The following is a 24,239-nucleotide window of genomic DNA, read 5'->3' on the forward strand; positions in this document are numbered from 1 at the left end:
CCCTTCGGCCCTAGACTTGGCGCACCGAATCGACAACGAAAGGGCGGCAACATGGCGAATCTCTGGCTGTTTTTCCTGGCATTGGCGGTGGTCTATCTATTGCCCGGCCCCGACATGATCCTGCTCCTGCAAACCGGTGCCCGGCAGGGACGCGGCGCGGCACTGGCCACCGCTATAGGCCTGGGCATCGCTCGTGGTTGTCACGTAGCCCTCGCGGCGTTGGGGCTGGCGGCACTGTTCAAAGCGGCGCCGTGGACATTCGAGGTGGTGCGATTGGCGGGGGCGGCGTATCTGTTGTGGATCGGCATTCAATGCCTGCGCAGCACACTGCTGCCGAACCTGAATGCTGACGAAGTTATTAGCTCCCAAGGTCAATGGCGCGAAGCTATCAGTCGTGGCTTGCTGACCAATCTGCTCAATCCCAAGGCGTTGCTGTTCTGCTCGGTGCTGCTGCCGCAATTCATCGTCAATGACGGCTCACCGGTTCTGAACCAGTTCGCCGTGCTCGGCATGCTGCTGGTCGGCGTCGGCCTGCTGTTCGATAGCGCCTACGCCCTCACCGGCGCAGCGCTGGGTCGTTGGCTGCAACACAGTCCAACGGCCCAACGCGTACAACAATGGCTGTTCGGCAGCCTGCTGATCGGTTTCGCCGTGCGCCTGACGTTCGTCCAGCAGGCTTAGCCTTTGCGGGCCTTGCGCTGGCGACGGCTGATGAACAGCAACGCAGCGCTCGCGATCAGCACAACCGCGCCGATCTGCACCGGCCACTTGTACGGCCGCAGCGACGAGCGCACAGCATCGGTGACTTGGGTAACGTAACGCTTGTCGGCGTTTTCGAAATCCGGGTACGGGCACTGATTGCCGAAGTCCACCGCCCACGGTACGAAGGGGCCTTCCTTGATGTAACGCTGATACAGCGCACTCTGATCTTCCAGGCTGCTGTTCCAGCCGGCAGCGTTGCACAACACAGCGGCAAACGCCTGACTGGTATGCGGCAGGTTGTCAGCGGCGCGCCCGGCAAGCTCGGTCGCGACGAAACGGTAGTGATAGCGCTGATCCGGCTTCGCTGCACTGGCGCCCTGCCGTTGCACTTCGGCCTCGCTCACTAGCGGACCGACTTTCAACTCAACACTTTCCAGGCTGTAGTTGCCACCGAACGTGGCGTAGTCCGGCGCCATCTCGTAACCGAGAATGTCCATGCCCCACTCGCGAGCTGTCCACGCGGCGTTGTACAGCGCACTCGCACGTTTGGTCGGCCACCACGCGGCATCGGCCTTCAGCCGTTGTTCGCCGTAAAGTCGGGCCTTGTTTTGCAGGTCGGGACTATCGAAATAAGCGACCGCATCGGCGTAATGCCCCTCACGCAGCAAACGCCGGCCGAGCAGATTGCGCAGGCTCGCGGCGACCGGCAACGGCACGTAGTTATCGCGCTCCTGTTGAGTCAACGCGGGCGGAGCCGGGACGTTATCGTCGACGTATTTTTTCAGCTCATCGACCGTCAGCACACGCTCGGCAACGCTCGCGGCATCGAACCAATAGACACTGTTGCTGCGATACAACTGCACGAAAGCCTGAAGGTACTCGCCACGTTGCAACGCGAGAATCGCGCTTTCACCCTCGACCCGGCACTTCGGCTGAACAGTTTCAAACGCCCAGTCCGGCGTACGCCGATAACCCCAGTCTTCGCTCTGCGGGAAGGCCTGCGCGGCTTTCGAATAGGCGGCGGCCGCGGCATTTTTATCGCCGTCACGCAACGCCAGTTTCGCCCGTAGCCACCACGCCAAGCCGCCGTCGCCGGCATTTTCAAGAAACGCTTTGGCGCCAGCGTAATCGCCCTGTTGGTAACTCATCGCCGCCAGACGATCAGCATTGTCGAGACTGCCGCGGGTACTGTTCTGCAGCAGCTTCACCAGTTTTTTCTCGTTCGGCGGCTCATCGCCAAACGACCAGCCTTGACGGCTCACCAGCGAGGCCGTGACCAGTTGCTGCACCGCTTTGTGTTGCAGCAACTCGGCCAGTTCGGCCTCCGGCAACTCCGCCAGTTCATTCATCAATTGCTTGAGCGAGGTGTAACCCACGGCCGAGCCGTGCAGGTTCTGCGCTTCATACAATTCGATGGCGCCGTTCCAGTCGCCGGCGGCGCGCACAACACGCGCCTCTTCGCCAAGACTGGCAACACCCAGTTCCAGCGGATCGCTGAACCCGTCGATGCTCAGTTGCCGGGCCTGTCGGAACGCATCACGCGATCGTTCCAGCGCCACGACTGAATCCCCGGCCTCACTGCTCATCGCGAACAATGTACGCCCGAGAGAATACGCCGCCCACGTACTGCGCAACGGACGCTGCTGCGCCGGCAACGCCAGCAGCTTGTTGAAATACTCGACCGCGAGTTGATGATCGCCCGTGGCAAACGCCACCGCACCAGCCACATACAAGCGGATTTCCCCCGGCAGACTGGCGCCTTGCACCTCGACCTGACGTGCATCGGTCAGGCCGCGCAATTGCTTGACCAGCACTTGCTGCTCGGCGCTCAGTCCGGCCTGCTCGGCTTTTTCCCGAGCCTCGGCGACCGTGTTTTCCTCACCGTACATATCGTTCGGATTGTGCGTTGCAGCGGTGACGTTCTTCAGCCCGGCGATGGCTTTGCCGAGGCGACTGAGTTCGAAGTTGAAGTTGCCCTCAGGCAGATCCGCGAGGGTCTGCCCACGATTATCGAGCAGGCGCATGGGGAAATCCGGCCCACAGGCCAACGCCGAACCCAGCGGCAGGCAGAGGCTCAGGCAGAGCAGATGGCGGGGCCAGTTACGGGTCAACATGCGAACCTCCTTGATCAATATTGGCGCAGCGCGCCCAACCGATGGCGCGTTGTCCACCCGCCGGCAAGCGGCCGTCGCGCAGGCGGGTGAAGGTAAGCAGATCCGGGCTTTGTTGCAACGAGTAACCGGCGAGCGCATCGGCGCCTTCACAGCTTTGCGCCTTCAGCGTGATCCGCGCGGGCCAGGCACTGTCGAGGTTGCCGGGGTTGTCGAGTTTGATGTCGTAGAGGCCGTTGTGTTCGCTGAACGTCACGCCGAGCTGACTGACGAGTTGATTGCCACGGGCAACCGCGCGCAGGGTCGTCAGGCTCCAGGCGCGGCGGTCATTGGCCAGCGGTAAACGAAACCAGATCAATCCGGCCAGATGCGCCGGCGGGTCTTCACGCAAGGCCTGACCGAGCTGGCTCAGTTGCAGCGGATCAGCCAGCAGCTCCCGGCGCTGCCCACCCCGCTCAAGTTGCACTTCACTTTCCACCACCGGCGCCCCGCCGTCATCGGGCAACAGCGCAACGCCGTAAGCCGGCAGCGCCAGATAGAACGGTTTGTCAGTGATACGCGCCCAGGCCTTGGCCCATTTCAACGCCTGATCAGGATCGAACAAACCGAGGCGCGGATCGCTGACGGCGTGCACTTGCAGCACGCTGCTGTCGACGGTTTGCAGGAGTGTTGGCAATTGCGCACTGCCGAGCCAGGCCGGCAGTGCCGTGATGCTCAAAGGCAGATTCGTCGGTAAGGCCGAGCGCAGATGTTTGAGAAATTCAGCGTACGCCGGCAACCGCGCATTACCCGCGTCGTGGTCGATTTCGACACCGCTCAACGTAAGGCCTCGCGTTTGCCAATCGGCAAGCACCTGCAGAATCTGCGCGGTGACCTGATCCTGATCCAGCGACTTGAGCTGGCCGTCGAGACGAATCACCGCAATCAACGGACGACCATCGGCTTTCAATAATTGCGCATCGATCCGCGCGCGGTTCCATCCCGCATTGGGAAAGGCCTGCAGCGCCAGCACGCGCAGCGTCGAGAAGTCATCGCGGCTGTCACGTAGCGACGCCGCGTGGGCCGGTGTCCATTGGCGTTGCCAGACGTAAAGTTGTTGCTCGAGGGGTGGCGCGTCCTGCGGCTTGCAAGCAGACAGCACCATCAAAGCAAACAGACCGACAATAAACCGCATACCTTCCAGATCCCAGACACCACCAGGCTGCAAGGTTACACAAATCCATGTGCGAGCGAGCCTACTCGCGAAGGCGCTGTATCAGCCGAAAGCCCTGCTACTGACACAGCCTCTTCGCGAGCAAGCCCGCTCCCGCCTCGATCAGGACGTCACTTCAGAAGACGCTACGTTCGCTCGTGACGTCCCGAGCCGATGCACCAGCGCGGCACCGCGAATACGCATAGGCATTTCAATGAAGCGATAATTCAGTTCGCTGAGCAAAACAATCAGGCCGGCAGCAAACAGCAAAGTAACGACCGGGTGTCCCGCCGGACTCGGCAGGCCTGCCCCCTGCAAACGGAAAATCACTTCGCGCACCAGGAAATACACCGGAATGTGGATCAGGTAGATGCCGTAGGAACGATTGCCTACCCACGCCATCGCCCGCTGCAAGCGCCCGGCCGGTAACAGATAATCGCCGTTGTAGGAGGCGATCCATACCAGTACGGCACTGAGAATGGCGATGGCGCCGATGCGATAGGGCGCTGTAGTAAAGCGCTCGGCGCCCAGGTAACTCAGCAGCAAGCCGACAATGACCAGCAATGAAATCCCGGCCCATGGACGGCGCAGAAACGTCGGCTGCCAGCGTCGATAACCCGGTTGCACACTCCACATGGCCAACAACACACCCAGGGCAAGCGCGTCGGTTCGAACGGACATCAACAGCGACGTACGCACCATGAATAGTTGCACCGCTACCAGCGCCAGTAACACCCACACCAAGTGTTTGCGGCAGAGCAGGATCAGCAGCGGAAACAGCAGGTAGAACTGTTCCTCCAGCGCCAGACTCCAGTAGACGAAACTGCTGCCGTACTCGTAATGAAAAATAGCATCGGCAAAGCGGAAATTGGCGTACTGAAATACCCCCGCAAGCGTGGCCTGCACGTTGGCTTGCACCGTGCCGAACGCCCCGGAGCGATTAAAGAAAACGCACAGCAGCAGCATCAGTGCCAGCCACAACCAGGCCGATGGCAGCAGACGAAAGGCTCGCCGCAACCAGAAATTCCGCGTTTGCTCCCAGTACTCCTGACGGTTGCTGCAACTGCGCAGTGCAGGAATCAGACTGCGGGCGATGACGAACCCGGAAATCGCAAAAAAAAGATCCACCCCCCACCACAGCCCCAACCAGGCACGAAGGGATTCGAGCAGCGGCACGGGGTCGCTGAACAGCCCTTGCAAGTGATGAAACAGCACCCCGAGCACTGCAATGGCGCGCAGCACCTCGATGTCCATGATTCGCTTACTGCCCATTCCGCGCCCCTGTATCCAGCGGTTTACGGGCAATGATCACCTGACTCTTGGGCATGAACTGGTCGAGTATCTGTTTGATCGCCAGTCCGTCGGGCCGGTCGAGCATCTCTTCCCAGGTTCGGGCCCACCCACCCATCAAATGCGGGAACGGTGCGTGAATGCGATCGCGCACCGCACCGCCCGGATCCTTGCCGGCAGCCTTTTCGCTGGCCCAGAAAAAAATCATCCCCATCACCCAGAAAAACCCGGTGGCTTGCCGATGTTCGATGACCAACCCGGCATCCTCGACCATCGCCTCGAAGCGCTCCGGGGTGAAAATCTGTACATGGTTGGGTGACTGGTAATAACTCGCAGGGGCGATGCCTTTCTGCAAATGCTCGCCAACCGGTGCCGGCACACTGAGCAGATACAACGCACCGGGACGCCCCATACGTGCCAGTTCGGCCATGAACGGCTCGGGTTCATCGACGTGCTCCAACACCTCCATGCACACCACCCTGCTCGCGCAGCCATCGGCCAAAGGCAATGGCAGGCTGTTGCTGACCAGCCCAAGACTCGGCCTGGAGCTTGTGGCTTCAACCTGACGCGCCAGCTCGCTCACTTTGTCGTGCTCGCTGTCGGTGAAGATCACCGATGCGCCCTGACGTACCGCAAACAAGGTCGCGGCACCCTCGCCGCAACCGACATCGAGCAAGGTGTCGTCCGGCGTTATCGCAAAGCCTTTGAGCAATTCGCCGCTGTCATTGAGAAACCAGCCGTCCAGGACTGCATCACGCAAGCCGACATCGCGCGGTGACCAGGTGAACAAGGGTTCAGGTTCAGATTCGGGTGTCTGCTCAACCACCGGTTCGATGACCGGTTCAATGGCAAGTGGCGGTTGCGGTTCGGCTAAAAAGCGCTGGAGCAGTCGACGTATCATGCTCCGCTCACCTCCCTGGTCAATTCAGTACGCCGCTCGAGCAATTGCGCAAAAAATACCTGCAAGCGCTGTTCGGCCACGGCTTGACTGCAAAATCCTTGCAGACTCTGCACAGCCTTCGCCGACATTTGCGCATAACGCTGTGGATCGTTTTTGGCCACCTCGTAGCTGGCTCGATAGGCCGTGCAAATCGAGGCCCAATTGGCCGCGTAGCGCAGGGTCCGGTAAGCCGAGCGAGGATCGTGCGGCCAGGCCGTAAACTCCTCGGTCGACTCGATCAGGAACGCATTATCAGCATTCAGATAGTCGATCATCGCCGTCGTGCATGGCGCCACGGCCGGTTTGCCGCAAGACATGAATTCCATCAGCGGCAGGCACTGGCCTTCGCCATAGGACGTGTTGACGACGTAGCGGGTCGCCTGCACCAGCCGTTCGTAATCCGCGTCCGCCAGATAGCCATAGACCAGCACGACGCGGCAGCGATAAGGCTGGTTTTTGTACAGATGATGCAGGATGTCGGTGAGCGCTTCTTCGGCATCGTGGTGAGTGAGTTTAAGCACCAGCGTTGCGTCATCGTTCTCGCGGAAAGTCGCGCAGAAGGCACTGATCATGTCCTCCCAGTTCTTGCGGCCGTCGCGCGGATTGAACACTGAGGTGTAGACCACGCCTTCGAGCAACAACGTCTGCTCGGTGACCGGTGCGAGGAAGTCGATGCCCGCGCCACTGCGCAGATGAACCGGGCCGAAGGCATCCAGATCGATCTCACGACTGTCGACCACCAGGCCTTTGATCGTCAATCGTACCGAATCGACCACCGGTTGCCCCTGCAACTGCACGCCACGCGCGGCAAATCGATCCCAGACGGGGGCGGGTACGGCGACAACCGGGTAATCGGTGGTCATCGCTTCGCGCACCGCATCGACCGTGTAGCTGGAGTGGGTGATTGCGGCTCCACAGGCGTTGAGTACCGTGCGCCAGTCGTTCAACGGATCGCCGGCGAACGGCTCGTTGGGAATGGTGCTGAATTCCCAGGCAAAGACAGGCAACGTCGGGCAGGCCAGATGCACCGGGGTGCGGTGCGGTGGCGAGAACGACAGAAACACACAAGGCTCGCCTCGGGACTGGCAATCCGCGTACAGCGCATCGACTTCAGTGTTCGGGTCCATGACCTCGATCACCCGCCCAAGTCGCTCCAGGACCGGCCGATATTCTTTGAGAACGAAGTAATAGCTGTACTCCGAACGCCCGAGGTTGCGGCTGATGGTGTGCTGGTTGGTTTCCGAATGGATGATGATCAGCATGAGGCGTTATCCGTAATCGGGGCAACGTTGTCGACCGGTGATGACAGCCCGAAAAAATCGGCGACACGCTTTTGCAACGCCGGTTGCGCGCAGTAATCGTGCATGCGTTCGACCGCCGCCAGCGACATGCGCTGATACTCCCGGGGTTGTGTCTTGGCCATCCGATAACTGTTTTCGTAGGCCTTCTTCAATGACCCCCAGTCCGGTCGATGCCGTTGTGCGCGAAAAAGCATTCGCGGGTCATGAGGCCAGGTGCAAGCCTCTGGGCTGGAGCCGACCACGAACGCCACAGACGCGTCGATGTAATCCTGCATCGCCGTGTGATCGGGAGCGATCACCGGTTTGCCGCACGCCATGAACTCCATCAGTGGCAGGCACAGACCTTCACAGTGCGAAGCATTGACGTAAAAACTCGCCGCCTGATAAAGCCGCGCATATTCGGCATCGTCCAGATAGCCGTGAATCATCACGACCCGGCAGGAGAACGGTGCCAATTGCGCCAGCGGTGTCATCAGGTGTGCGTAGACGGCCTCCAGATCGCTCTGGGTAAATTTCATCACCAGTGTGGCGTCGGGGGTGTCACGGAACGCAGCGCAAAAAGCCGTCAGGATCTGTAGCCAGTTCTTGCGCCCGTCATCGGGGCGGAACACCGTCACATAGACCACACCGTCCACACGGGTTTGTACCGTTAATGAACTGTCCGGCATATCTCGGGGCGGCGGTTGGACCGCTACCGGTAAAGGCTGTGGGCCTGCGATGTTTGGCAGACGTTTGCCGAGCCAGTCATGCAAAGTCTCTGGAACCAGGTCGCGAATCCCTTCCCAGTACCAGTTCTGCAGAAACCTCACGCGTGGCACTGGCGGTTCCTGCTCGTGCCCCGGATTCAGCAACCACAACCGCAGGAAATGCCGGGCAATGACAAAGCGCCGCTTCAAGGTCAGCGGTGGTGGTCGCGAGGCTTCCAGCCGAGCTTCGACTTCGGCCAGTTCTTCCGGGGTCAGCGGCTCGGGCAGCAGGTTATCCGGGTGCAGGTTCATCTGGCGGGAATCAAAGATGCAACCTTTGACCGTCAATGTCGTACCCGCATTGACCGGCGCGCTGACGTGTTGCTCGCGAATCGCTGCAAAGTGCTCCCACAGCGGCGCTGGCAAGACTAACACCGGGAAGTCTTCGCCCATGGTGCGACGGATCGCCCGGGCACTATGGCTGGACAGTGTGATCACGCGACCATGTTTGGCCAGCATGCGTGTCCAGTCCTGGTGTGGATCGTTGCCCCACTGCTCGTTGGGGATGGAATCGTACTCCCACGTCACAACACAAACGGTCGGGCATTGGAGATCCGTCAGGGTTTTCTGTGGTCGGGTGAACGAGAGGAAAACACTCTCCTGGCCGGCGGCGAGCAATTGCCGGAAGAGCGGGTCCACTTCTGTGACAGTCGCCACCACGTGGACTTGCCCGAGCGTTTCGAGCAGAGGCAGATAAGCCTTCAGAACAAAATAATAACTGGAGTCTGGATGCCCCAGATTCCGGCTGATGGAACTGTCGTTGATGTCCGAGTAAAGAATGAAATTCATGGCATTCCACGATGAAACTGCCATCCCGGCAGCCTCACACTATGACGGCCAAGCGTTGAATCGGATCGGTGTCCGTCCTTCGTCTTCGGTCCCGTCTTGTTCTTGTTTTAGTGGTCAGTTTCACCTTTTTTCACGACGAACCCGACGAACCCGGCCAATCGTGACAAGGCGCATTCTAAACACATCCGCAAAGGGTTCGTGAACCGCTCGGCGAGAATAAACCGGACTACGCTGACGAGAACTGACCGGTCACGGTTTGGCCTGTTGAAATTGCCGCGCAATTGGCACAGATTGGCAACAAACAACTACAACAACTGACTTCGCCTGTCTTTTCACTGGTTTTTCTACCGATGTGACAGACCTTCCCTCAAAGCCTGTGGGAAAGTGGCGCAAGTTCAAGACCAAGGGGTCGCTGTTTGAAAAAGCGTCTGTTCGTCACGGGTCTCAGTGGATTCGTGGGACAACATATCCAGTCGCGTCTGGCATTGCCGGATTCGTCGTGGGAGCTGCTGCCTGCCGCTGTGCCCTACGACCTCACCGATGCGCGCAGCCTCACCGACCTGTGGCCGCAATTGCCGGATGCTGTCATTCATCTGGCCGGGCAGACTTTCGTTCCCGAAGCCTTCCGCGATCCGGCACGCACACTCGAAATCAATCTGCTCGGCACGCTCAACCTGTTGCAAGCCCTCAAGGCACGCGGTTTTACCGGCACGTTCCTGTATGTCAGTTCCGGTGACGTCTATGGCCAGGTTGGCGAAAACGACCTTCCAATCACCGAACAACAACCGCCCTGTCCGCGCAACCCGTACGCGGTGAGCAAGCTCTCTGCGGAATTTCTCAGCCTGCAATGGGGCCAGAGCGAAAGCTGGCCGGTGTTGGTGGCACGGCCGTTCAATCACATTGGCAGCGGCCAGAAAGAAAGCTTTGTCATCGCCAGTGCCGCGCGCCAGATCAATCGCATCAAACAGGGCCTGCAAGCACCGCAACTGGAAGTTGGCGATATCGACGTGACGCGGGATTTCCTCGATGTCAGCGATGTGATTTCGGCCTACTTCGCGCTGCTCGAAAAAGGCACACCTGGACAGGTCTACAACATCTGTTCGGGTCGTGAACAAAGCATCCGCAGCCTGATCGAGCAGCTCGGCGAGCTGGCCGAGGTCGAAATGCAACTGGTTCAGGACCCTGCGCGCCTGCGCCGCGCCGATCAGCGTCGCGTTTGCGGCAGCCATGCCAGGCTGACCCGGACCACAGGATGGACGCCTGAAATCACTACACAACAATCCCTGCGGGCGATCCTGTCCGACTGGGAGACGCGAGTAAGACAAGAATGACAAAAAGTGCACTGATCACAGGGATCACCGGCCAGGACGGCGCGTATCTGGCCAAGCTGTTGCTCGACAAGGGCTACAAGGTTCATGGCCTCGTTGCACGACGCAGCAGCGATTCGCGCTGGCGCCTGCGTGAGATGGGGGTCGAAGCCGACATCGTCTATCTGGACGGTGACATGGCCGATGCCTGTTCGGTACAGCGTGCAGTCATTCAATCGGCGCCGGACGAGGTCTATAACCTCGCGGCGCAGAGCTTTGTCGCCGCCTCCTGGAGTCAACCGGTGACCACCGGGATCGTCGACGGCCTGGGCGTTACCCACCTGCTCGAAGCGATCCGCCAGTTCAGCCCGCACACCCGGTTTTATCAGGCATCGACCAGCGAAATGTTCGGTCTGATCCAGGCCGAGCAGCAGGACGAGAACACCCCGTTCTACCCGCGTAGCCCTTACGGTGTGGCCAAACTGTACGGTCACTGGATCACCGTCAACTACCGCGAAAGTTTCAACCTGCACGCCAGTAGCGGCATCCTCTTCAACCACGAATCACCGCTGCGCGGCATCGAATTCGTGACCCGCAAGGTCACCGACGCTGCCGCACGCATCAAGCAAGGCAAACAGCAGGAGCTGGCCTTGGGCAACATCGATGCGAAACGCGATTGGGGGTTTGCCGGCGATTACGTCGAAGCCATGTGGCTGATGCTGCAGCAGGACAAGCCTGACGACTTTGTGGTCGCCACCGGCGTCACCACCACCGTGCGGGAAATGTGCCGCATCGCCTTCGACCACGTCGGCCTCAACTACCGCGACTACGTGAAGATCGACCCGGCGTTTTTCCGCCCGGCCGAAGTTGAAGTGCTGCTCGGCAATCCGGCCAAGGCTCAGCGCGTGCTGGGCTGGAAGCCGAAAACCGACCTGGATACCTTGATCCGCATGATGATGGATGCGGACATGAAACGCGTCGCCAAGGAGTAGGCCATGCTGATCCCCGTGATTCTGTCCGGCGGTGCCGGCACCCGTTTGTGGCCGGTGTCCCGCGAGGGCCATCCGAAACCGTTCATGAGTTTGCCCGACGGCCAGTCGCTGCTGGGCAAGACCTACCAGCGTGCCGCAGCGTTGCTCGACGGCTGGGGCGATATCGTCACGGTGACCAACCGCGAGTACTACTTCCAGAGCAAGGATCATTATTGCGCCGCTCATGTGTCACGCCATCGCGGGCACTTTCTGCTGGAGCCGACCGGGCGTAACACGGCGCCAGCCATCGCTGCGGCGGCGTTGTCGTTGCAAGCTCTGCATGGTGATGACGCGATCATGGTGGTGATGCCTGCCGACCATTTGATCGTCAACCAGGACGCGCTGAGAACGGCGGTCGAACATGCGGTCAGTCTGGCCAAAGACGGTTATCTGGTGACCTTCGGCGTGATCCCGACGGCGCCGGAAACCGGCTTCGGCTACATCGAGACCGGCGCCCCGCTGGACGCCAAAGGCGCGGCGAAAGTACAGCGTTTCGTCGAGAAACCCGACCTGCAAACCGCTACGCATTATTTGGAGAGCGGCAACTTCCTGTGGAATTCGGGAATGTTCTGCTTCACCACCGCCAGCGTGATTGCCGAACTGCAACTGCACGCACCTGAACTGCTGGAGCAGACCCGTGCCTGCATGGCCGCCAGTGCGCCGATCGAAACCGTCGGTTGCCTGCAACAGGAACTGTCACCGGCGCTGTTCGTTGAAATTACCGACATATCCATCGACTACGCGCTGATGGAGCGCTCGGAAAAAGTTGTCGTCGTGCCCGCCGGGTTCGACTGGAGCGACATCGGTTCATGGGGCGCCGTCGCGGCACTGGTGCCGGCCGACGCCGACAACAACCGCGCCAGCGGCGAAGCGATTTTCATCGACAGCCACAACAACTTCGTCCAGAGCGATGGCCGGCTGGTAGCGACGGTGGGTGTGGATAACCTGATCGTGGTCGACACTGCCGACGCGGTGCTGGTGGCCCATGCCGACCGTGCGCAAGACGTACGCCGGGTGGCCAAGCAACTCAAGGACAAATCCCACGAAGCCTATCGCCTGCACCGTACCGTCAGCCGTCCGTGGGGCACTTACACCGTGCTCGAAGAAGGGCCGCGCTTCAAGATCAAACGCATCGTGGTCAAGCCTGGCGGCAAGTTGTCGCTGCAAATGCATCATCACCGCAATGAACACTGGGTGGTGGTCGAGGGCATGGCCAAGGTCACCAACAATGGCTCCGGCACGACGCTGGTGGCCAAGAACGAATCGACCTTCATTGCCGCTGGCCACAAACATCGCCTGGAAAATCCCGGAGTGATCGATCTGGTGATCATCGAAGTGCAAAGCGGCGAATACCTGGGAGAGGACGACATCGTCCGCTTCGAAGACCAGTACGGCAGGACGGTTTAGATGCTGCTTTCCCTGTGCCGCTCGCTGCATGAATACCGGGGTTTCATCCTCGGCAGCGTGCAACGAGAGTTTCAAGCGCGTTATCGCAATTCGCTGTTTGGCGCGCTGTGGCCGATATTCAATCCGCTGTCGATGATCATCGTTTACACCGTGATCTTTTCCCACATCATGCGCGCCCGCTTGCCCGGTGTGGATGACGGCATGGCCTACAGTATTTACCTGTGCGCCGGCCTGCTGGCGTGGGGGCTGTTTTCGGAAATCACGCTGCGCAGCCAGAACATGTTTCTGGACAACGCCAACCTGCTGAAGAAAATCAGTTTCCCGAGAGTCTGTCTGCCGGTGATCGTGTTGATCAATGCCGGGATCAATTTCGCCATCATCATTGGCTTGTTTCTCGGTTTTCTGCTCGTCACCGGACGCTGGCCGGGCATGGCCTTGCTGGCGCTGGTGCCATTGATTGCCCTGCAGATGATGCTCTGCGCCGGACTGGGCATGGTCCTGGGCGTGCTCAACGTATTCTTCCGTGATGTCGGCCAGCTCTTCGGTATCTGTCTGCAATTCTGGTTCTGGCTGACCCCGATCGTGTACCCCATCAGCATATTGCCGGAGTGGCTACAGAGTCTGCTGCAATTCAACCCGCTGACCAGCCTGATCGCCAGCTACCAGAATGTTTTCCTCTATGGTCAATGGCCTCTCTGGAGTTCGCTGCTGCCAGCGTTCGTCATCGGCGCGGTGTTCTGCGCAATCGGTCTGCGCCTGTTCCGCCAACGGGTCGGTGAAATGGTGGATGAGCTCTGATGGGACATATCCGTGTTACCGGGCTGGGCAAAGCCTATAAGCAATACCCCAGCCGCTGGAGTCGCCTGGCCGAATGGATGATTCCTTTTTCGCCGCTGCGTCACCGTCAGCATTGGGTACTCAAGGACCTGACCTTCGAGATCCCGGCCGGCGAGGCCGTGGGCATCGTCGGGGTCAATGGCGCTGGCAAGAGTACGTTGCTGAAGATGATTACCGGCACCAGCCGACAGACGTGCGGCAGCATTGAGCTGTCGGGTCGGGTCGCCGCATTGCTGGAACTGGGCATGGGCTTTCACCCGGACTTCACCGGTCGGCAAAACGCCGTGATGGCCGGGCAACTGCTCGGCATGCAACTCGATGAAATCAACGCATTGATGCCCCAGATCGAGAGCTTCGCTGAAATCGGCGAGGCGATTGATCATCCGGTGCGCACCTATTCCAGTGGCATGCAGATGCGTCTGGCATTCAGCGTCGCCACCGCACGCCGCCCCGATATTCTGATCGTCGACGAAGCCTTGTCAGTCGGCGATGCCTACTTCCAGCATAAAAGCTTCGAACGCATCCGTGGCTTCCGCGCGGCCGGCACCACCCTGCTGATCGTGTCCCACGACCGCTCGGCGATTCAATCGATCTGCGATTCAGCGATTCTGCTTGATGGCGGCCGCATGGCCATGCACGACAGGCCTGAAGCGGTGCTGGACTACTACAACGCCTTGCTCGCCGAACGTGAAGGCCAGACGGTGCGCCAGGAAATGCTCAGCGACGGCCAGGTGCAAACCGTGTCGGGCACCGGTGAGGCCGGCATTCTGCGCGTGCGCCTGCTGGACGAGTCCGAACGCTCCATCGAAGCCGCCGAAGTCGGCCAGTCTGTGGTGCTGGCCGTGGACGTCGAGGTTCGTCAGGACATCGAACGGCTGGTACTGGGGTTCATGATCAAGGATCGCCTCGGCCAGCCCATGTATGGCATCAACACCCATCGCCAGAACCAGGCTCTGGAAAACCTGCGAGCCGGCGAGCGCATCACCTATCGCTTTGCGTTCGTCATGGGGCTGGGCAAAGGCAACTACTCTGTGGCCCTGAGCCTGTCGCGGCTGGACTCGCACCTGGACCGAAACTACGAATGGCGTGATCTCGGGCTGGTGTTTCATGTCATCAACAATCGACGCGAAGATTTCGTCGGTTGCGCATGGCTGAACGCACAGACCACGGTCAGCCGTGATACCGAAGTCGTCCATGTCGAGCGCACACCATGACCCGCTTGCTGGTGGAATGCACCCATGTGTTTAAGCACCCGACGGTCAACTCGGGCATTCAGCGCGTGGTACGCAATGTCATCAAGCAACTGCCCGCCAGCGCAGAAGGCGCCGAGTGCCTGCCGGTGGTGGTGCTCAATGGCGAACTCTATCGCGTGCTGCAATTGGCATCGCTCGATACGCCTTTTTTCAACAGGCTGGAAACCTTCGGTGGACGCCTGGAGCGCCTCGCTCATCGCTTCTGGCAGTGGCATCAGCGTCGTGATGCGCAACTCACCTCGAAACTGGCGCGACGGATTTTGTATGTCGGCTACCGGCTGACGATCTTCGGCGCGTTCGGCCTGCCGATCCGCCTGATCCGACGGATCAACCGCACGCAACTGCTCAAACGCTGTTCACCTCTGCAGCATCAGCCGGGCGATCAACTGGTGCTGCTGGACTCGTCCTGGCACTCGGATATTTTTGCCCACGTCGAACGGCTCAAACGCGACGGCGTCAGCATCATCGCAGTGATTTACGACCTGATTCCACTGACTCATCCGCAGTTTTACGACACACGTCTGGTCGAGGTGTTCAGCGAGTGGTTCGACTGGATCACCCGCACGGCCGATGGCTACATGGCGATTTCCGCCACAGTGCGCGATCAGGTGCGTGAAGAATTGCAGCGCAGAATCGGTGCCGAACAAACCGACCAGCGCTGGTTCGATTTCTTTCATCTGGGTTCCGAACTGGATCTGCACAACGCCGAGGCAACGATTGATCCGCGCCTGAAGCAACTGTTCACGACAACAGACCCTGTTTACCTGATGGTCAGCACCATCGAGCCACGCAAGAACCATGCGTATCTGCTCGACGCCTTCGAACACGCCTGGGCAACAGGCTCGACCGCACGGCTGTGTATCGCCGGGCGAGTCGGCTGGAAATGCGACGCCCTCCTCGCCCGGATGCGCAATCATCCCGAACTGAATCAGCGTCTGTTCATGTTCAACGACCTCAGCGACACCAGCCTTGAACACGCTTACGCTCACGCCAGTGCGCTGGTGTTCCCCTCGTTCGTCGAAGGCTTTGGTTTGCCCTTGGTGGAAGCCATGCAGCGGGGTTTGCCGGCGATGGGCAGCGATATCGCGGTGTTCCGCGAAATCGGTGGCGAGTTCATGGCGTACTTTGATCTGCAGGATCCGCAATGCCTTGCCGACTTGATCAACCAATTCCAGCGCAGCGGCCAGTTCCCCGCTGCTCGCGATGTCGCGGACTGGCAGTGGATTGGCTGGCGCGAAGCCAGTCTGCAGCTGGCCGAACGCAGTGTGCGGAATGTTCTGCAAGCGCCGGCGGCGCCAGCGAGGCAGCATGCGCATAGCGCTTAACGCTCGCATTCTCCAGGCACCGCGCACCGGCATTGGCCATTACGTTGCCGAACTGGTCAACGCCTTGCGCATTGAGCCCGACATTGACGTGACGTTGTTCCACGGCTGGGGCTGGAGCTCGGCGCTGCCGGATGCGGCCATGCCCGGTTATTCGCGCCTGACACCGTTGCTGCGGCAGATACCCGGGGCCTATCAGGCACGTCGCTGGCTGGAGCAGAAACGCTTCGATCAAGGCCGCGCGCAAGGTATCGACCTCTATCACGAACCGAGCCTGTGGCCGCTGGCCTTCGACGGCCCGACCGTGATCACCCTGCACGACCTGACTCACCTGCATTTCCCCGAAACCCAGCCCCCGGCGCGGCTCAAGGAAATCGAGCGCCGGTTGGCCGTGGGTGTGCGGCAGGCGCAGGTCATTCTCACCGACTCGCAAGCCATTGCCGAGGAAGCTCAAACCTATTTTGGCCTGCCTGCCGAGCGTTTTGTCGTCGCGCCACTGGGGGTCGCCGAGCGCTTTCATCCGCGCGAGGCGAGTGCCATTGACGCGGTACTCAAGGCGCACGCGGTTGAGGCGCGGGAGTATTTTCTATGCGTCGGTACGCTGGAGCCGCGCAAGAACCTTGGGCTGGCTCTGCGCGCCCATGCCCTGTTACCCGAAGCCGTGCGCCAGAGATTTCCGCTGCTGATCGTCGGCATGGCCGGGTGGGAGCGCGAGCAGTTCAGCGAACCTTTGCGTCAGGCGCTGGCCAGCGGGCATGTGTGCCTGCTCGGTTATTTGCCCGATGACCAGGTGGCGCAACTGTTGGCCGGCGCCCGCGCACTGATTTTTCCGTCGCTGTATGAAGGTTTTGGTCTGCCGGTACTGGAGGCCATGGCCAGTGGCACACCGGTAGTGCTCACGCGTTCTTCGGCGATGCCAGAAGTCGCCGGTGCAGCGGGCAACTATATTGAAGCTGACGATGCAGAAGGCCTGCGTGATGCACTGAGCCGACTGATCGACGATCAAGCGCATTGGCAGGCATGCCAAAAAGCCGGGTTGCAGCAGTCACGGCTTTTTTCCTGGGAGCGTTGTGCACAGGCCACGTCCGGTGCCTACCGCCAGGCCATGGGAGGTTGAATGCGAGTTCTTCATTTTTTCAAGACGTACCTGCCTGACTCGGTCGGCGGCATTGAGCAAGTGATCTTCCAACTGTGCGAAAGCGGCGCCCAGCACGGTATCGACGGCCAGGTGCTGACGCTTAGCGCGGATCCGACGCCGGCGGTGGTGAAATTGGGTCAGCACGAAGTGCACCGGGCCAAACTCGATATTCAATTCGCCTCCACCGGTTTTTCCTGGAGTGTGTTCAAACAGTTTCGCGAGATGGCAGCCGAGGCCGACGTGGTCAATTACCACTTCCCGTGGCCGTTCATGGACCTGGTGCATTTCGCCAGTGCGACGAATAAACCGAGCGTGGTGACTTACCACTCGGACATCATTCGCCAGAAGCACTTGCTCAAACTCTATCGGCCGTTGATGAACCGCTTCCTCGCCAGCGCCGACCGCATCGTTGCCGCTTCGCCGAACTACCTGCACACCAGCGATGTGCTACAGCAGTTCCAGGACAAGACCCGAGTGATTCCCTACGGTTTGAACAAGGCCGGTTATCCACAGCCGGATGCCGAGCGGATGAATCGCTGGCGCCAGCAGCTTGGGGATAAGTTTTTTCTGTTTGTCGGCGTGATGCGTTACTACAAAGGCCTGCACATTTTGCTCGAGGCCTTGAAGGATGTGGATTATCCCGTGGTGATTGTCGGCGCCGGGCCGCTGGAACTGGAGCTGCACGCTCAGGCGCAGGCGCTGGGTCTGCGCAACATTCATTTCCTCGGGCGCTTGGGTGACGAGGATAAGGTCGCGCTGCTGCAACTGAGCTACGCCATCGTCTTCCCTTCGCACCTGCGCTCGGAAGCTTTCGGCATTTCTTTGCTGGAGGGTGCGATGTACGGCAAGCCGATGATCTCCAGCGAGATTGGTACTGGCACCAGCTACATCAATATCCACAACGAAACCGGGCTGGTGGTACCACCCAGTCATCCACAGGCATTTCGCGAGGCGATGCGCACACTTTGGGAAGATCCGGTGCGCGCCGCCGCCATGGGGGTGAAGGCCGAAGCGCGTTACCGGCAGTTATTCACCGCCGACGACATGGGCCGCAAGTGGACGGAGCTGTATCAGGAATTGCTGGAAGAGAAATCTCTGTCCTACGCCTGAGAGTGGGTTGAACACCGATCCCCTGTAGGAGCTGCCGAAGGCGGCGATCTTTTGATCTTGTTTTTAAAAATCAAAATCAAAAGATCGCCGCCTTCGGCAGCTCCTACACGGGTTCGGGTTACAGGTCCAAGACCAGTGGCTGATTGCTTTGTGCCGGCACCGCGCAGCAAATCAGCACATGCCCCGCTTCCGGAATATCCGCCGGCACCTGTGGATAATTCACCGCACCACTGACCAGCCGGGTTTTGCACGTTCCGCACGAGCCACCGCGGCAACTGAACTCCGGACGCAATCCGCGGCTTTCCGCCAGCTCCAGCAAACTCCCGCCATCAGGCTGCCAGCGCGCCTCTTTCGCCGAACGCTCGAACACCACCGGCACCGACGTCGTCGCTGCGGGCGGTTGCTCGATCACGATTGCGTCCGGATCGGCCCGACGTTTCAGGGTCGACGGCCCGAAGGTTTCCGCATGAATCTGCGCATCGCGCACATCCAGTTCGCGCAGGGTGTCGTACAGTCCTTGGGTAAAACCACCGGGGCCGCAGAGCACAAAATCGAGCTGGTCGAAATCCTCGGCATCCAGCAGGTTCCTCAGCACCGCGCCGTCGATACGCCCACGCACATCGAAATCCTCGCCCTCTTGCAAATCAGCTTCCGGCTGACTGAGCAAACGCAGGACTCGCACAGAGTCGCCTGCCGTTTCCAGCAACCGATCCAGCTCCTTGCGAAACGGCTGGTCAGCCAGACTGCGCGAACTCTGCAACAATAAAGTCGGACGAATCCCCCGCGTCCGCAAGCCCTGGTAAACCACCTCGCGCAGCATCGACAGCAACGGCGTGATGCCCACACCGGCGGCCAGCAGCACCAACGGTCGCTGCTCCAGCGGCGCCACGGTGAAATGCCCCTGCGGCGCCCGCGCCTCGAGCACATCACCGACACGAATCTGCTCATGCAAGTGCGATGAAATCAGCCCTTCGCGCTTGACGCTGATCCGGTAGAAACCATCCGACGGCGCACTCGAAAGGCTATAGGTGCGGATATGTACCTCGCCATCAATGGTGAAACGCAGCGGTAAGTGCTGGCCGGCGAGAAATACCGGCAAACCGGCGCCATCGGTTGGCTCCAGATAGATTGAGCGGATGCCGCGACTTTCCGCTTCGATCCTCGCTACGCGCAACGGCCGCCATTGGTTACCCAAAGTCTGAGCCTGCAACCGTGCGTCCGCCTCGGCCCAGTTGCCGGTCAGCAGGCTGGTCGGTGACATGCCGTCGAAGCGCCAGCGCAACGCCAGGGCTGCCGGGCGTCGCACCAGTTTCTCCACTTCAAATGTCCACAACCGCTCCGCACCTTGAAAGGCTTCGATCTGCGGATCATCGAGAAGAATCTCGGTACGCCCGCTGAGTTGCAGCAGATCGCCTGTGGAAAAGTCGATGAACAGCAAGCCTGCCTTGGGGTTCAGCAACAAATTGCCGAGGGTGTTGAAGTGCAGATTGCCGGCGAAGTCGGGGATGGTCAGACGATTGCCTTGCACCCGTACGAAACCGGCCTGGCCGCCACGGTGAGAAACATCCACCGCGCGTTGCCCCTCGACATCCACATAACTGGCGACAAAAAACGTATCGGCGCCAGTAATCAGCGCGGTGGCGGCGTCATCGAGACCGTGCATATGTTCGGCCGGGCGGGTCTGCGGATCCGTCAACGGCACACGCTGAAACTGGCGCAGTTGAATGTATTGCGGGCAGTTGCCGAAGGCCTGATCCACGCTCACCTCAAAACCCTGAGCGCTCAGATTGCCGACATGACCGTTGAGGCGATTGCGCCGACGGGTGTGCAACTCGATGCCGAGCAAACCGATCGGTTCGCCATCGCGCAGTTGCGCCGGATCATCGGCAGCGACCTGGCTGGCAAAATGCAGATGCTCGGGATCCGGCGAATGGGCGAACCCCGGCGCGCCTTCGAGCACACTGGCCCACGGACGCCCTTGCGCATCGACTGCGCCGTACAGCAGGAAAGGCAATTGCTGATAGAACTCACGGTGCTGATCCGGCATCCAGGTGCGAATCACCTTACGCCCGAAGGCTTCCATGCGTTCGGCAACGCCGACATGGGCCTGCAATTGCTGTTCGCCAGCGTGCCACGGTGAACGTTCCATCACGACCTCTCCCCTGCACCGTCGGCACAGTGTGGATTACGAAAATCAGGCAGTGGTTTGCAGACCGGCGACGGTGCGCGGCATGCCGACGAAGCCGGGCAATGCTTCAACGCGGGTCAGCCAGGCGCGGACGTTGCCGTATTCATCCAGCGATACATTGCCTTCCGGCGCATGGGCGATGTAACTGTAGGCCGAAACGTCGGCAATGCTCGGTTCGTCACCGGCCAGATAGGCGGTTTTGCCCAACTCGATGTCCATCACCTTGAGCAGGTTGTGTGCACGGGTGATCGCCTCTTCGGCATTCAGTTGTGCTCCAAACACTGTGACCAACCGCGCTGCAGCGGGGCCGAAAGCAATCGGTCCGGCGGCGGCCGACAACCAGCGCTGCACCCGCGCGGCGCCGACCGGATCGGTTGGCAGCCAACGACCGTGTCCGTATTTCTGCGCCAGATACACCAGAATCGCGTTGGAATCGGCCAGCACCACACCGTCGTCATCGATGGCCGGCACCTGGCCGAAACTGTTAATCGCCAGATACGCCGGCTGCTTGTGCTCACCCTTGGCCAGGTCGACGAAGATCAGCTCGGTCGGCAGTTGCAACAGGGACAACATCAGCTCGACACGGTGGGCGTGGCCAGAACGTGGGAAGTTGTAGAGTTTGATCGCTTGCATGGTCGACTCCGCTGAGCAGGGGCGCCGCTGCAGGGATGAGCGCGCCGATGGAAGCCATCTTGCGCTGATCATGAAAACAACAGAATCACCGGCAAATGCAATCGATTATTTCACTGAGTGCAATAACGCTGCATTTTTCAACGCAGGATGCTCGCGCAAAGCCTCTGCCGTGAAATCGACAAAACTGCGGATCCGCGCTGGAGCCTTGCGCCCCCCCTGATACACGACATGGATCGGCAGCGGCGGCAGTTCGAATTCAGCGAGGACGATTTCCAGCGCGCCGGCGGCAACCTGGCTCGCCACTTGATAGGACAACACCCGGGTCAAACCCAAGCCCGTGCAAGCTGCGGTAATCGCAGCCTGATTGGCAGTAACGATCAGGCGCGGCTCAGGACGCACACTGAGCGGTTCGCCACCGTCGAGAAACGGCCAGCTGCGTTGCTGACCGATCGCTGAAGTCGCCACCACTGGCGCCCCGGCCAACGCGTGGGGGTGAAGCGGTCGACCATACTCGGCAAAGTATTTCGGCGAGCCGCAAATGACCCGACGCACCTCACCGACCCGAACCGCATGCTGATTGCTGTCCGGCAGCTCGCCGATGCGCACCGCCACATCAATGCCTTCCTCGACCATGTTGACAATCCGATCAACCAGTACGGCATTGATCGTGACATCCGGATACTGCGCGAGATAATTCGCCATCACCGGCGTCACAAACAAATCACCGAACAACACCGGCGCCGTCACCGTCAGTTGCCCACGCGGCTGGGCATGACTGCCCGCCGCCGAATCCTCGGCCTCCTGCACCTCGGCGAGAATCCTCCGACAGTCTTCCAGATAACGCTGCCCCGCTTCGGTGAGGTGCACGCTGCGTGTGGTCCGCACCAGCAAATGCGTGCCGATCCGCTGCTCCAGCGCCGCGACCGCCCGCGTCACGCTCGCCGCAGAGAGACCCAGACGCCGCGCGGCCGCAGAGAAGCCTTGCTCTTGCGCGACAGTGGTGAAGATGTGCATTTCCTGGAAGCGATCCATGGAGCCTCTCGAGTCAGATACAAAAATCGCAGCCGAAGCTGCGATTTTTTTGTGTCGATGTCAGCTGTGGATAACTTATTCCACCGTCACCGACTTCGCCAGGTTACGCGGCTGATCCACGTCCGTACCCTTAAGCACCGCAACGTAGTACGACAGCAACTGCAGCGGGATCGTGTAGAGGACCGGCGAGAGGATGTCGTGGATGTGCGGCATCTGCACCACGTGGGTGCCTTCGCCGTTGGTCATACCGGCTTTCTCGTCGGCGAACACGATCAGTTCGCCGCCACGGGCGCGGACTTCCTGCAGGTTGGATTTGAGCTTTTCCAGCAGTTCGTTGTTCGGCGCCACGGTGACGACTGGCATGTCGTTATCCACAAGTGCCAGCGGGCCGTGTTTCAGTTCACCGGCCGGGTAGGCTTCGGCGTGGATGTAGGAGATTTCCTTGAGTTTCAGGGCGCCTTCCATTGCCACCGGGAATTGCGCGCCACGACCGAGGAACAGGGTGTGGTTCTTTTCGGCGAACAGCTCGGCGATTTTCTCCACGGTGCTGTCCATGGCCAGTGCTTCACCGAGACGGGTTGGCAGGCGACGCAGTTCTTCCACCAGACGTGCTTCGACGCCATTGGCCAAGGTGCCGCGCACTTGGCCCAGCGACAGGGTCAGCAGCAGTAGACCAACCAATTGCGTGGTGAACGCTTTGGTCGAGGCCACGCCGATTTCACGGCCGGCCTGGGTCAGCAGGGTCAGATCGGATTCGCGTACCAGCGAGCTGATGCCGACGTTGCAGATCGCCAAGCTGGCGAGGAAGCCCAGCTCTTTGGCGTTGCGCAGGGCAGCCAGGGTATCGGCGGTTTCGCCGGACTGCGAGATGGTCACGAACAAGGTGTCCGGCTGCACCACCACTTTGCGATAGCGGAATTCACTGGCGACTTCGACCTGGCACGGGATCCCGGCCAGTTCTTCCAGCCAGTAACGCGCAACCATACCGGCGTGATAACTGGTGCCGCAGGCGACGATTTGTACATTGCGTACCTTGGCGAACAGCTCGGCCGCTTGTGGGCCGAACGCTTGCACCAGCACCTGATCATTGCTTAGGCGACCTTCAAGGGTGCGCTGAACTACGGCCGGTTGCTCATGGATTTCCTTGAGCATGTAGTGGCGGTATTCACCCTTGTCGGCGGCTTCGGCACCGTCGCTGTACTGCACGGTCTGGCGCTCGACGGCATTGCCGTTGACGTCCCAGATCTGCACGTTATCGCGGCGAATTTCGGCGATATCGCCTTCTTCCAGGTACATAAAGCGGTCGGTGACCTGACGCAATGCCAACTGGTCAGATGCGAGGAAGTTCTCGCCCAGACCAAGGCCAATCACCAACGGACTGCCACTGCGCGCGGCCACCAGACGATCCGGTTGTTTGGCATTGATCACCGCCAGACCATAAGCACCGTGCAGTTCCTTGACGGTCGCTTTAAGCGCAACGCTCAGATCTGGCTGGTCTTTGAGTTTGTGGCTGAGCAGGTGGGCGATGACTTCGGTGTCGGTGTCCGAAGTAAACACGTAGCCCAGCGCTTTCAGTTGTTCACGCAGGGCTTCGTGGTTTTCGATGATGCCGTTGTGCACCACCGCGATGTCGCCGGAGAAATGTGGGTGCGCGTTACGCTCGCAAGGCGCGCCGTGGGTGGCCCAACGGGTGTGAGCAATGCCGAGACGGCCAACCAGCGGATGCTCGGCCAATGCGGCTTCGAGTTCACTGACCTTGCCCGGACGGCGCATGCGCTCAAGGGTTTCGTCGTTGGTGAAGACCGCGACACCGGCGCTGTCGTAGCCGCGGTATTCAAGGCGCTTGAGGCCTTCGAGCAGGATGGCGGTGATATTACGTTCAGCAACTGCGCCGACAATTCCACACATGC

19 protein-coding genes are annotated in these 24,239 nt (G+C 60.3%); 9 read left to right on the plus strand and 10 right to left on the minus strand.

What is annotated here, in order from left to right; genetic code table 11:
• The first annotated feature begins 51 nt into the window (after positions 1-51).
• Complete coding sequence (locus tag FGA82_RS03290; protein ID WP_141126008.1) at positions 52-681, plus strand: LysE family translocator; 630 nt, start codon at positions 52-54, stop codon at positions 679-681.
• Here FGA82_RS03290 and FGA82_RS03295 read toward each other — a convergent pair.
• The 6 genes from FGA82_RS03295 to FGA82_RS03320 all read right to left on the minus strand — a co-directional run bounded on the left by FGA82_RS03295 (position 678) and on the right by FGA82_RS03320 (position 9,071).
• On the minus strand, positions 678-2,816 hold the full coding sequence (locus FGA82_RS03295; RefSeq protein ID WP_141126009.1) for a hypothetical protein: 2,139 nt from the start codon (positions 2,814-2,816) through the stop codon (positions 678-680). The genes FGA82_RS03290 and FGA82_RS03295 overlap by 4 nt on opposite strands.
• Complete coding sequence (locus FGA82_RS03300) at positions 2,803-3,987, minus strand: DUF3142 domain-containing protein (RefSeq protein WP_141126010.1); 1,185 nt, start codon at positions 3,985-3,987, stop codon at positions 2,803-2,805. Before FGA82_RS03300 ends, FGA82_RS03295 begins: the two co-directional genes overlap by 14 nt.
• 141 nt (positions 3,988-4,128) lie before the next feature.
• Positions 4,129-5,277, minus strand: coding sequence for an acyltransferase family protein (locus FGA82_RS03305; protein WP_141126011.1), 1,149 nt, complete (start codon positions 5,275-5,277; stop codon positions 4,129-4,131).
• A complete protein-coding gene (locus tag FGA82_RS03310) occupies positions 5,267-6,196 on the minus strand; it encodes a class I SAM-dependent methyltransferase (protein WP_141126012.1) in 930 nt (309 codons plus the stop codon). Before FGA82_RS03310 ends, FGA82_RS03305 begins: the two co-directional genes overlap by 11 nt.
• Positions 6,193-7,497 (minus strand): glycosyltransferase, encoded by a 1,305-nt coding sequence (locus tag FGA82_RS03315; protein ID WP_141126013.1) that lies wholly within the window; start codon positions 7,495-7,497, stop codon positions 6,193-6,195. The genes FGA82_RS03310 and FGA82_RS03315 overlap by 4 nt, the downstream gene beginning before the upstream one ends.
• Complete coding sequence (locus FGA82_RS03320) at positions 7,491-9,071, minus strand: glycosyltransferase family 4 protein (RefSeq protein WP_249384210.1); 1,581 nt, start codon at positions 9,069-9,071, stop codon at positions 7,491-7,493. Before FGA82_RS03320 ends, FGA82_RS03315 begins: the two co-directional genes overlap by 7 nt.
• A 416-nt stretch (positions 9,072-9,487) precedes the next feature.
• On the opposite strand from FGA82_RS03320, the gene FGA82_RS03325 reads away from it, so the two are divergent.
• The 8 genes from FGA82_RS03325 to FGA82_RS03360 are packed head-to-tail and all read left to right on the plus strand — an operon-like array spanning position 9,488 to position 18,476.
• Entirely contained in the window at positions 9,488-10,402 is a 915-nt protein-coding gene (locus tag FGA82_RS03325) for a GDP-mannose 4,6-dehydratase (protein ID WP_141126015.1), read from the plus strand.
• Positions 10,399-11,370, plus strand: a complete 972-nt coding sequence (gene gmd / locus FGA82_RS03330; RefSeq protein WP_141126016.1) for a GDP-mannose 4,6-dehydratase — start codon at positions 10,399-10,401, stop codon at positions 11,368-11,370. The genes FGA82_RS03325 and gmd overlap by 4 nt, the downstream gene beginning before the upstream one ends.
• A gap of 3 nt (positions 11,371-11,373) precedes the next feature.
• Positions 11,374-12,816 (plus strand): mannose-1-phosphate guanylyltransferase/mannose-6-phosphate isomerase, encoded by a 1,443-nt coding sequence (locus tag FGA82_RS03335; RefSeq protein WP_141126017.1) that lies wholly within the window; start codon positions 11,374-11,376, stop codon positions 12,814-12,816.
• Positions 12,817-13,614: an ABC transporter permease gene (locus FGA82_RS03340; protein ID WP_141126018.1), complete on the plus strand. Its 798-nt coding sequence runs from the start codon at positions 12,817-12,819 to the stop codon at positions 13,612-13,614.
• Complete coding sequence (locus FGA82_RS03345) at positions 13,614-14,867, plus strand: ABC transporter ATP-binding protein (protein WP_141126019.1); 1,254 nt, start codon at positions 13,614-13,616, stop codon at positions 14,865-14,867. The genes FGA82_RS03340 and FGA82_RS03345 overlap by 1 nt, the downstream gene beginning before the upstream one ends.
• Positions 14,864-16,231 (plus strand): glycosyltransferase family 4 protein, encoded by a 1,368-nt coding sequence (locus FGA82_RS03350; protein WP_141126020.1) that lies wholly within the window; start codon positions 14,864-14,866, stop codon positions 16,229-16,231. The genes FGA82_RS03345 and FGA82_RS03350 overlap by 4 nt, the downstream gene beginning before the upstream one ends.
• The gene (locus tag FGA82_RS03355; RefSeq protein ID WP_141126021.1) at positions 16,215-17,345 is read left to right on the plus strand and encodes a glycosyltransferase family 4 protein; all 1,131 of its coding nucleotides are present in this window, start codon (positions 16,215-16,217) and stop codon (positions 17,343-17,345) included. The genes FGA82_RS03350 and FGA82_RS03355 overlap by 17 nt, the downstream gene beginning before the upstream one ends.
• Positions 17,346-18,476: a glycosyltransferase family 4 protein gene (locus tag FGA82_RS03360; protein WP_141126022.1), complete on the plus strand. Its 1,131-nt coding sequence runs from the start codon at positions 17,346-17,348 to the stop codon at positions 18,474-18,476.
• A 118-nt stretch (positions 18,477-18,594) separates the two neighbouring features.
• Here FGA82_RS03360 and FGA82_RS03370 read toward each other — a convergent pair whose 3' ends face one another.
• From FGA82_RS03370 to glmS, 4 genes are all read right to left on the minus strand, one after another.
• Positions 18,595-20,625: a pyridoxamine 5'-phosphate oxidase family protein gene (locus tag FGA82_RS03370; protein ID WP_141126023.1), complete on the minus strand. Its 2,031-nt coding sequence runs from the start codon at positions 20,623-20,625 to the stop codon at positions 18,595-18,597.
• Positions 20,626-20,670: 45 nt separating this feature from the next.
• Positions 20,671-21,297: a glutathione S-transferase family protein gene (locus FGA82_RS03375; RefSeq protein WP_141126024.1), complete on the minus strand. Its 627-nt coding sequence runs from the start codon at positions 21,295-21,297 to the stop codon at positions 20,671-20,673.
• Positions 21,298-21,402: 105 nt separating this feature from the next.
• Positions 21,403-22,329: a LysR family transcriptional regulator gene (locus FGA82_RS03380; RefSeq protein ID WP_141126025.1), complete on the minus strand. Its 927-nt coding sequence runs from the start codon at positions 22,327-22,329 to the stop codon at positions 21,403-21,405.
• A 75-nt stretch (positions 22,330-22,404) separates the two neighbouring features.
• Positions 22,405-24,237 carry a glutamine--fructose-6-phosphate transaminase (isomerizing) gene (gene glmS / locus FGA82_RS03385; RefSeq protein ID WP_141126026.1) on the minus strand — a complete coding sequence of 611 codons (1,833 nt, stop codon included), beginning with the start codon at positions 24,235-24,237 and terminating at the stop codon, positions 22,405-22,407.
• Between the last annotated feature and the right edge of the window lie 2 nt (positions 24,238-24,239).

The sequence above is a fragment of the Pseudomonas fluorescens genome (assembly GCF_005938625.1).
In the GTDB taxonomy this organism is placed as follows: domain Bacteria; phylum Pseudomonadota; class Gammaproteobacteria; order Pseudomonadales; family Pseudomonadaceae; genus Aquipseudomonas; species Aquipseudomonas fluorescens_BD.

What these genes read in the sequence shown, in the direction of transcription:
- FGA82_RS03290 (WP_141126008.1), top strand. Translation starts at nt 52, where the DNA reads ATGGCGAATCTCTGGCTGTTTTTCCTGGCATTGGCGGTGGTCTATCTA.
- FGA82_RS03360 (WP_141126022.1), top strand. Translation starts at nt 17,346, where the DNA reads ATGCGAGTTCTTCATTTTTTCAAGACGTACCTGCCTGACTCGGTCGGC.
- gmd (WP_141126016.1), top strand. Translation starts at nt 10,399, where the DNA reads ATGACAAAAAGTGCACTGATCACAGGGATCACCGGCCAGGACGGCGCG.
- FGA82_RS03305 (WP_141126011.1), bottom strand. Translation starts at nt 5,277, where the DNA reads ATGGGCAGTAAGCGAATCATGGACATCGAGGTGCTGCGCGCCATTGCA.
- FGA82_RS03340 (WP_141126018.1), top strand. Translation starts at nt 12,817, where the DNA reads ATGCTGCTTTCCCTGTGCCGCTCGCTGCATGAATACCGGGGTTTCATC.
- FGA82_RS03315 (WP_141126013.1), bottom strand. Translation starts at nt 7,497, where the DNA reads ATGCTGATCATCATCCATTCGGAAACCAACCAGCACACCATCAGCCGC.
- FGA82_RS03380 (WP_141126025.1), bottom strand. Translation starts at nt 22,329, where the DNA reads ATGGATCGCTTCCAGGAAATGCACATCTTCACCACTGTCGCGCAAGAG.
- FGA82_RS03320 (WP_249384210.1), bottom strand. Translation starts at nt 9,071, where the DNA reads ATGAATTTCATTCTTTACTCGGACATCAACGACAGTTCCATCAGCCGG.
- FGA82_RS03300 (WP_141126010.1), bottom strand. Translation starts at nt 3,987, where the DNA reads ATGCGGTTTATTGTCGGTCTGTTTGCTTTGATGGTGCTGTCTGCTTGC.
- FGA82_RS03335 (WP_141126017.1), top strand. Translation starts at nt 11,374, where the DNA reads ATGCTGATCCCCGTGATTCTGTCCGGCGGTGCCGGCACCCGTTTGTGG.
- FGA82_RS03310 (WP_141126012.1), bottom strand. Translation starts at nt 6,196, where the DNA reads ATGATACGTCGACTGCTCCAGCGCTTTTTAGCCGAACCGCAACCGCCA.
- glmS (WP_141126026.1), bottom strand. Translation starts at nt 24,237, where the DNA reads ATGTGTGGAATTGTCGGCGCAGTTGCTGAACGTAATATCACCGCCATC.
- FGA82_RS03295 (WP_141126009.1), bottom strand. Translation starts at nt 2,816, where the DNA reads ATGTTGACCCGTAACTGGCCCCGCCATCTGCTCTGCCTGAGCCTCTGC.
- FGA82_RS03370 (WP_141126023.1), bottom strand. Translation starts at nt 20,625, where the DNA reads ATGGAACGTTCACCGTGGCACGCTGGCGAACAGCAATTGCAGGCCCAT.
- FGA82_RS03345 (WP_141126019.1), top strand. Translation starts at nt 13,614, where the DNA reads ATGGGACATATCCGTGTTACCGGGCTGGGCAAAGCCTATAAGCAATAC.
- FGA82_RS03375 (WP_141126024.1), bottom strand. Translation starts at nt 21,297, where the DNA reads ATGCAAGCGATCAAACTCTACAACTTCCCACGTTCTGGCCACGCCCAC.
- FGA82_RS03355 (WP_141126021.1), top strand. Translation starts at nt 16,215, where the DNA reads ATGCGCATAGCGCTTAACGCTCGCATTCTCCAGGCACCGCGCACCGGC.
- FGA82_RS03350 (WP_141126020.1), top strand. Translation starts at nt 14,864, where the DNA reads ATGACCCGCTTGCTGGTGGAATGCACCCATGTGTTTAAGCACCCGACG.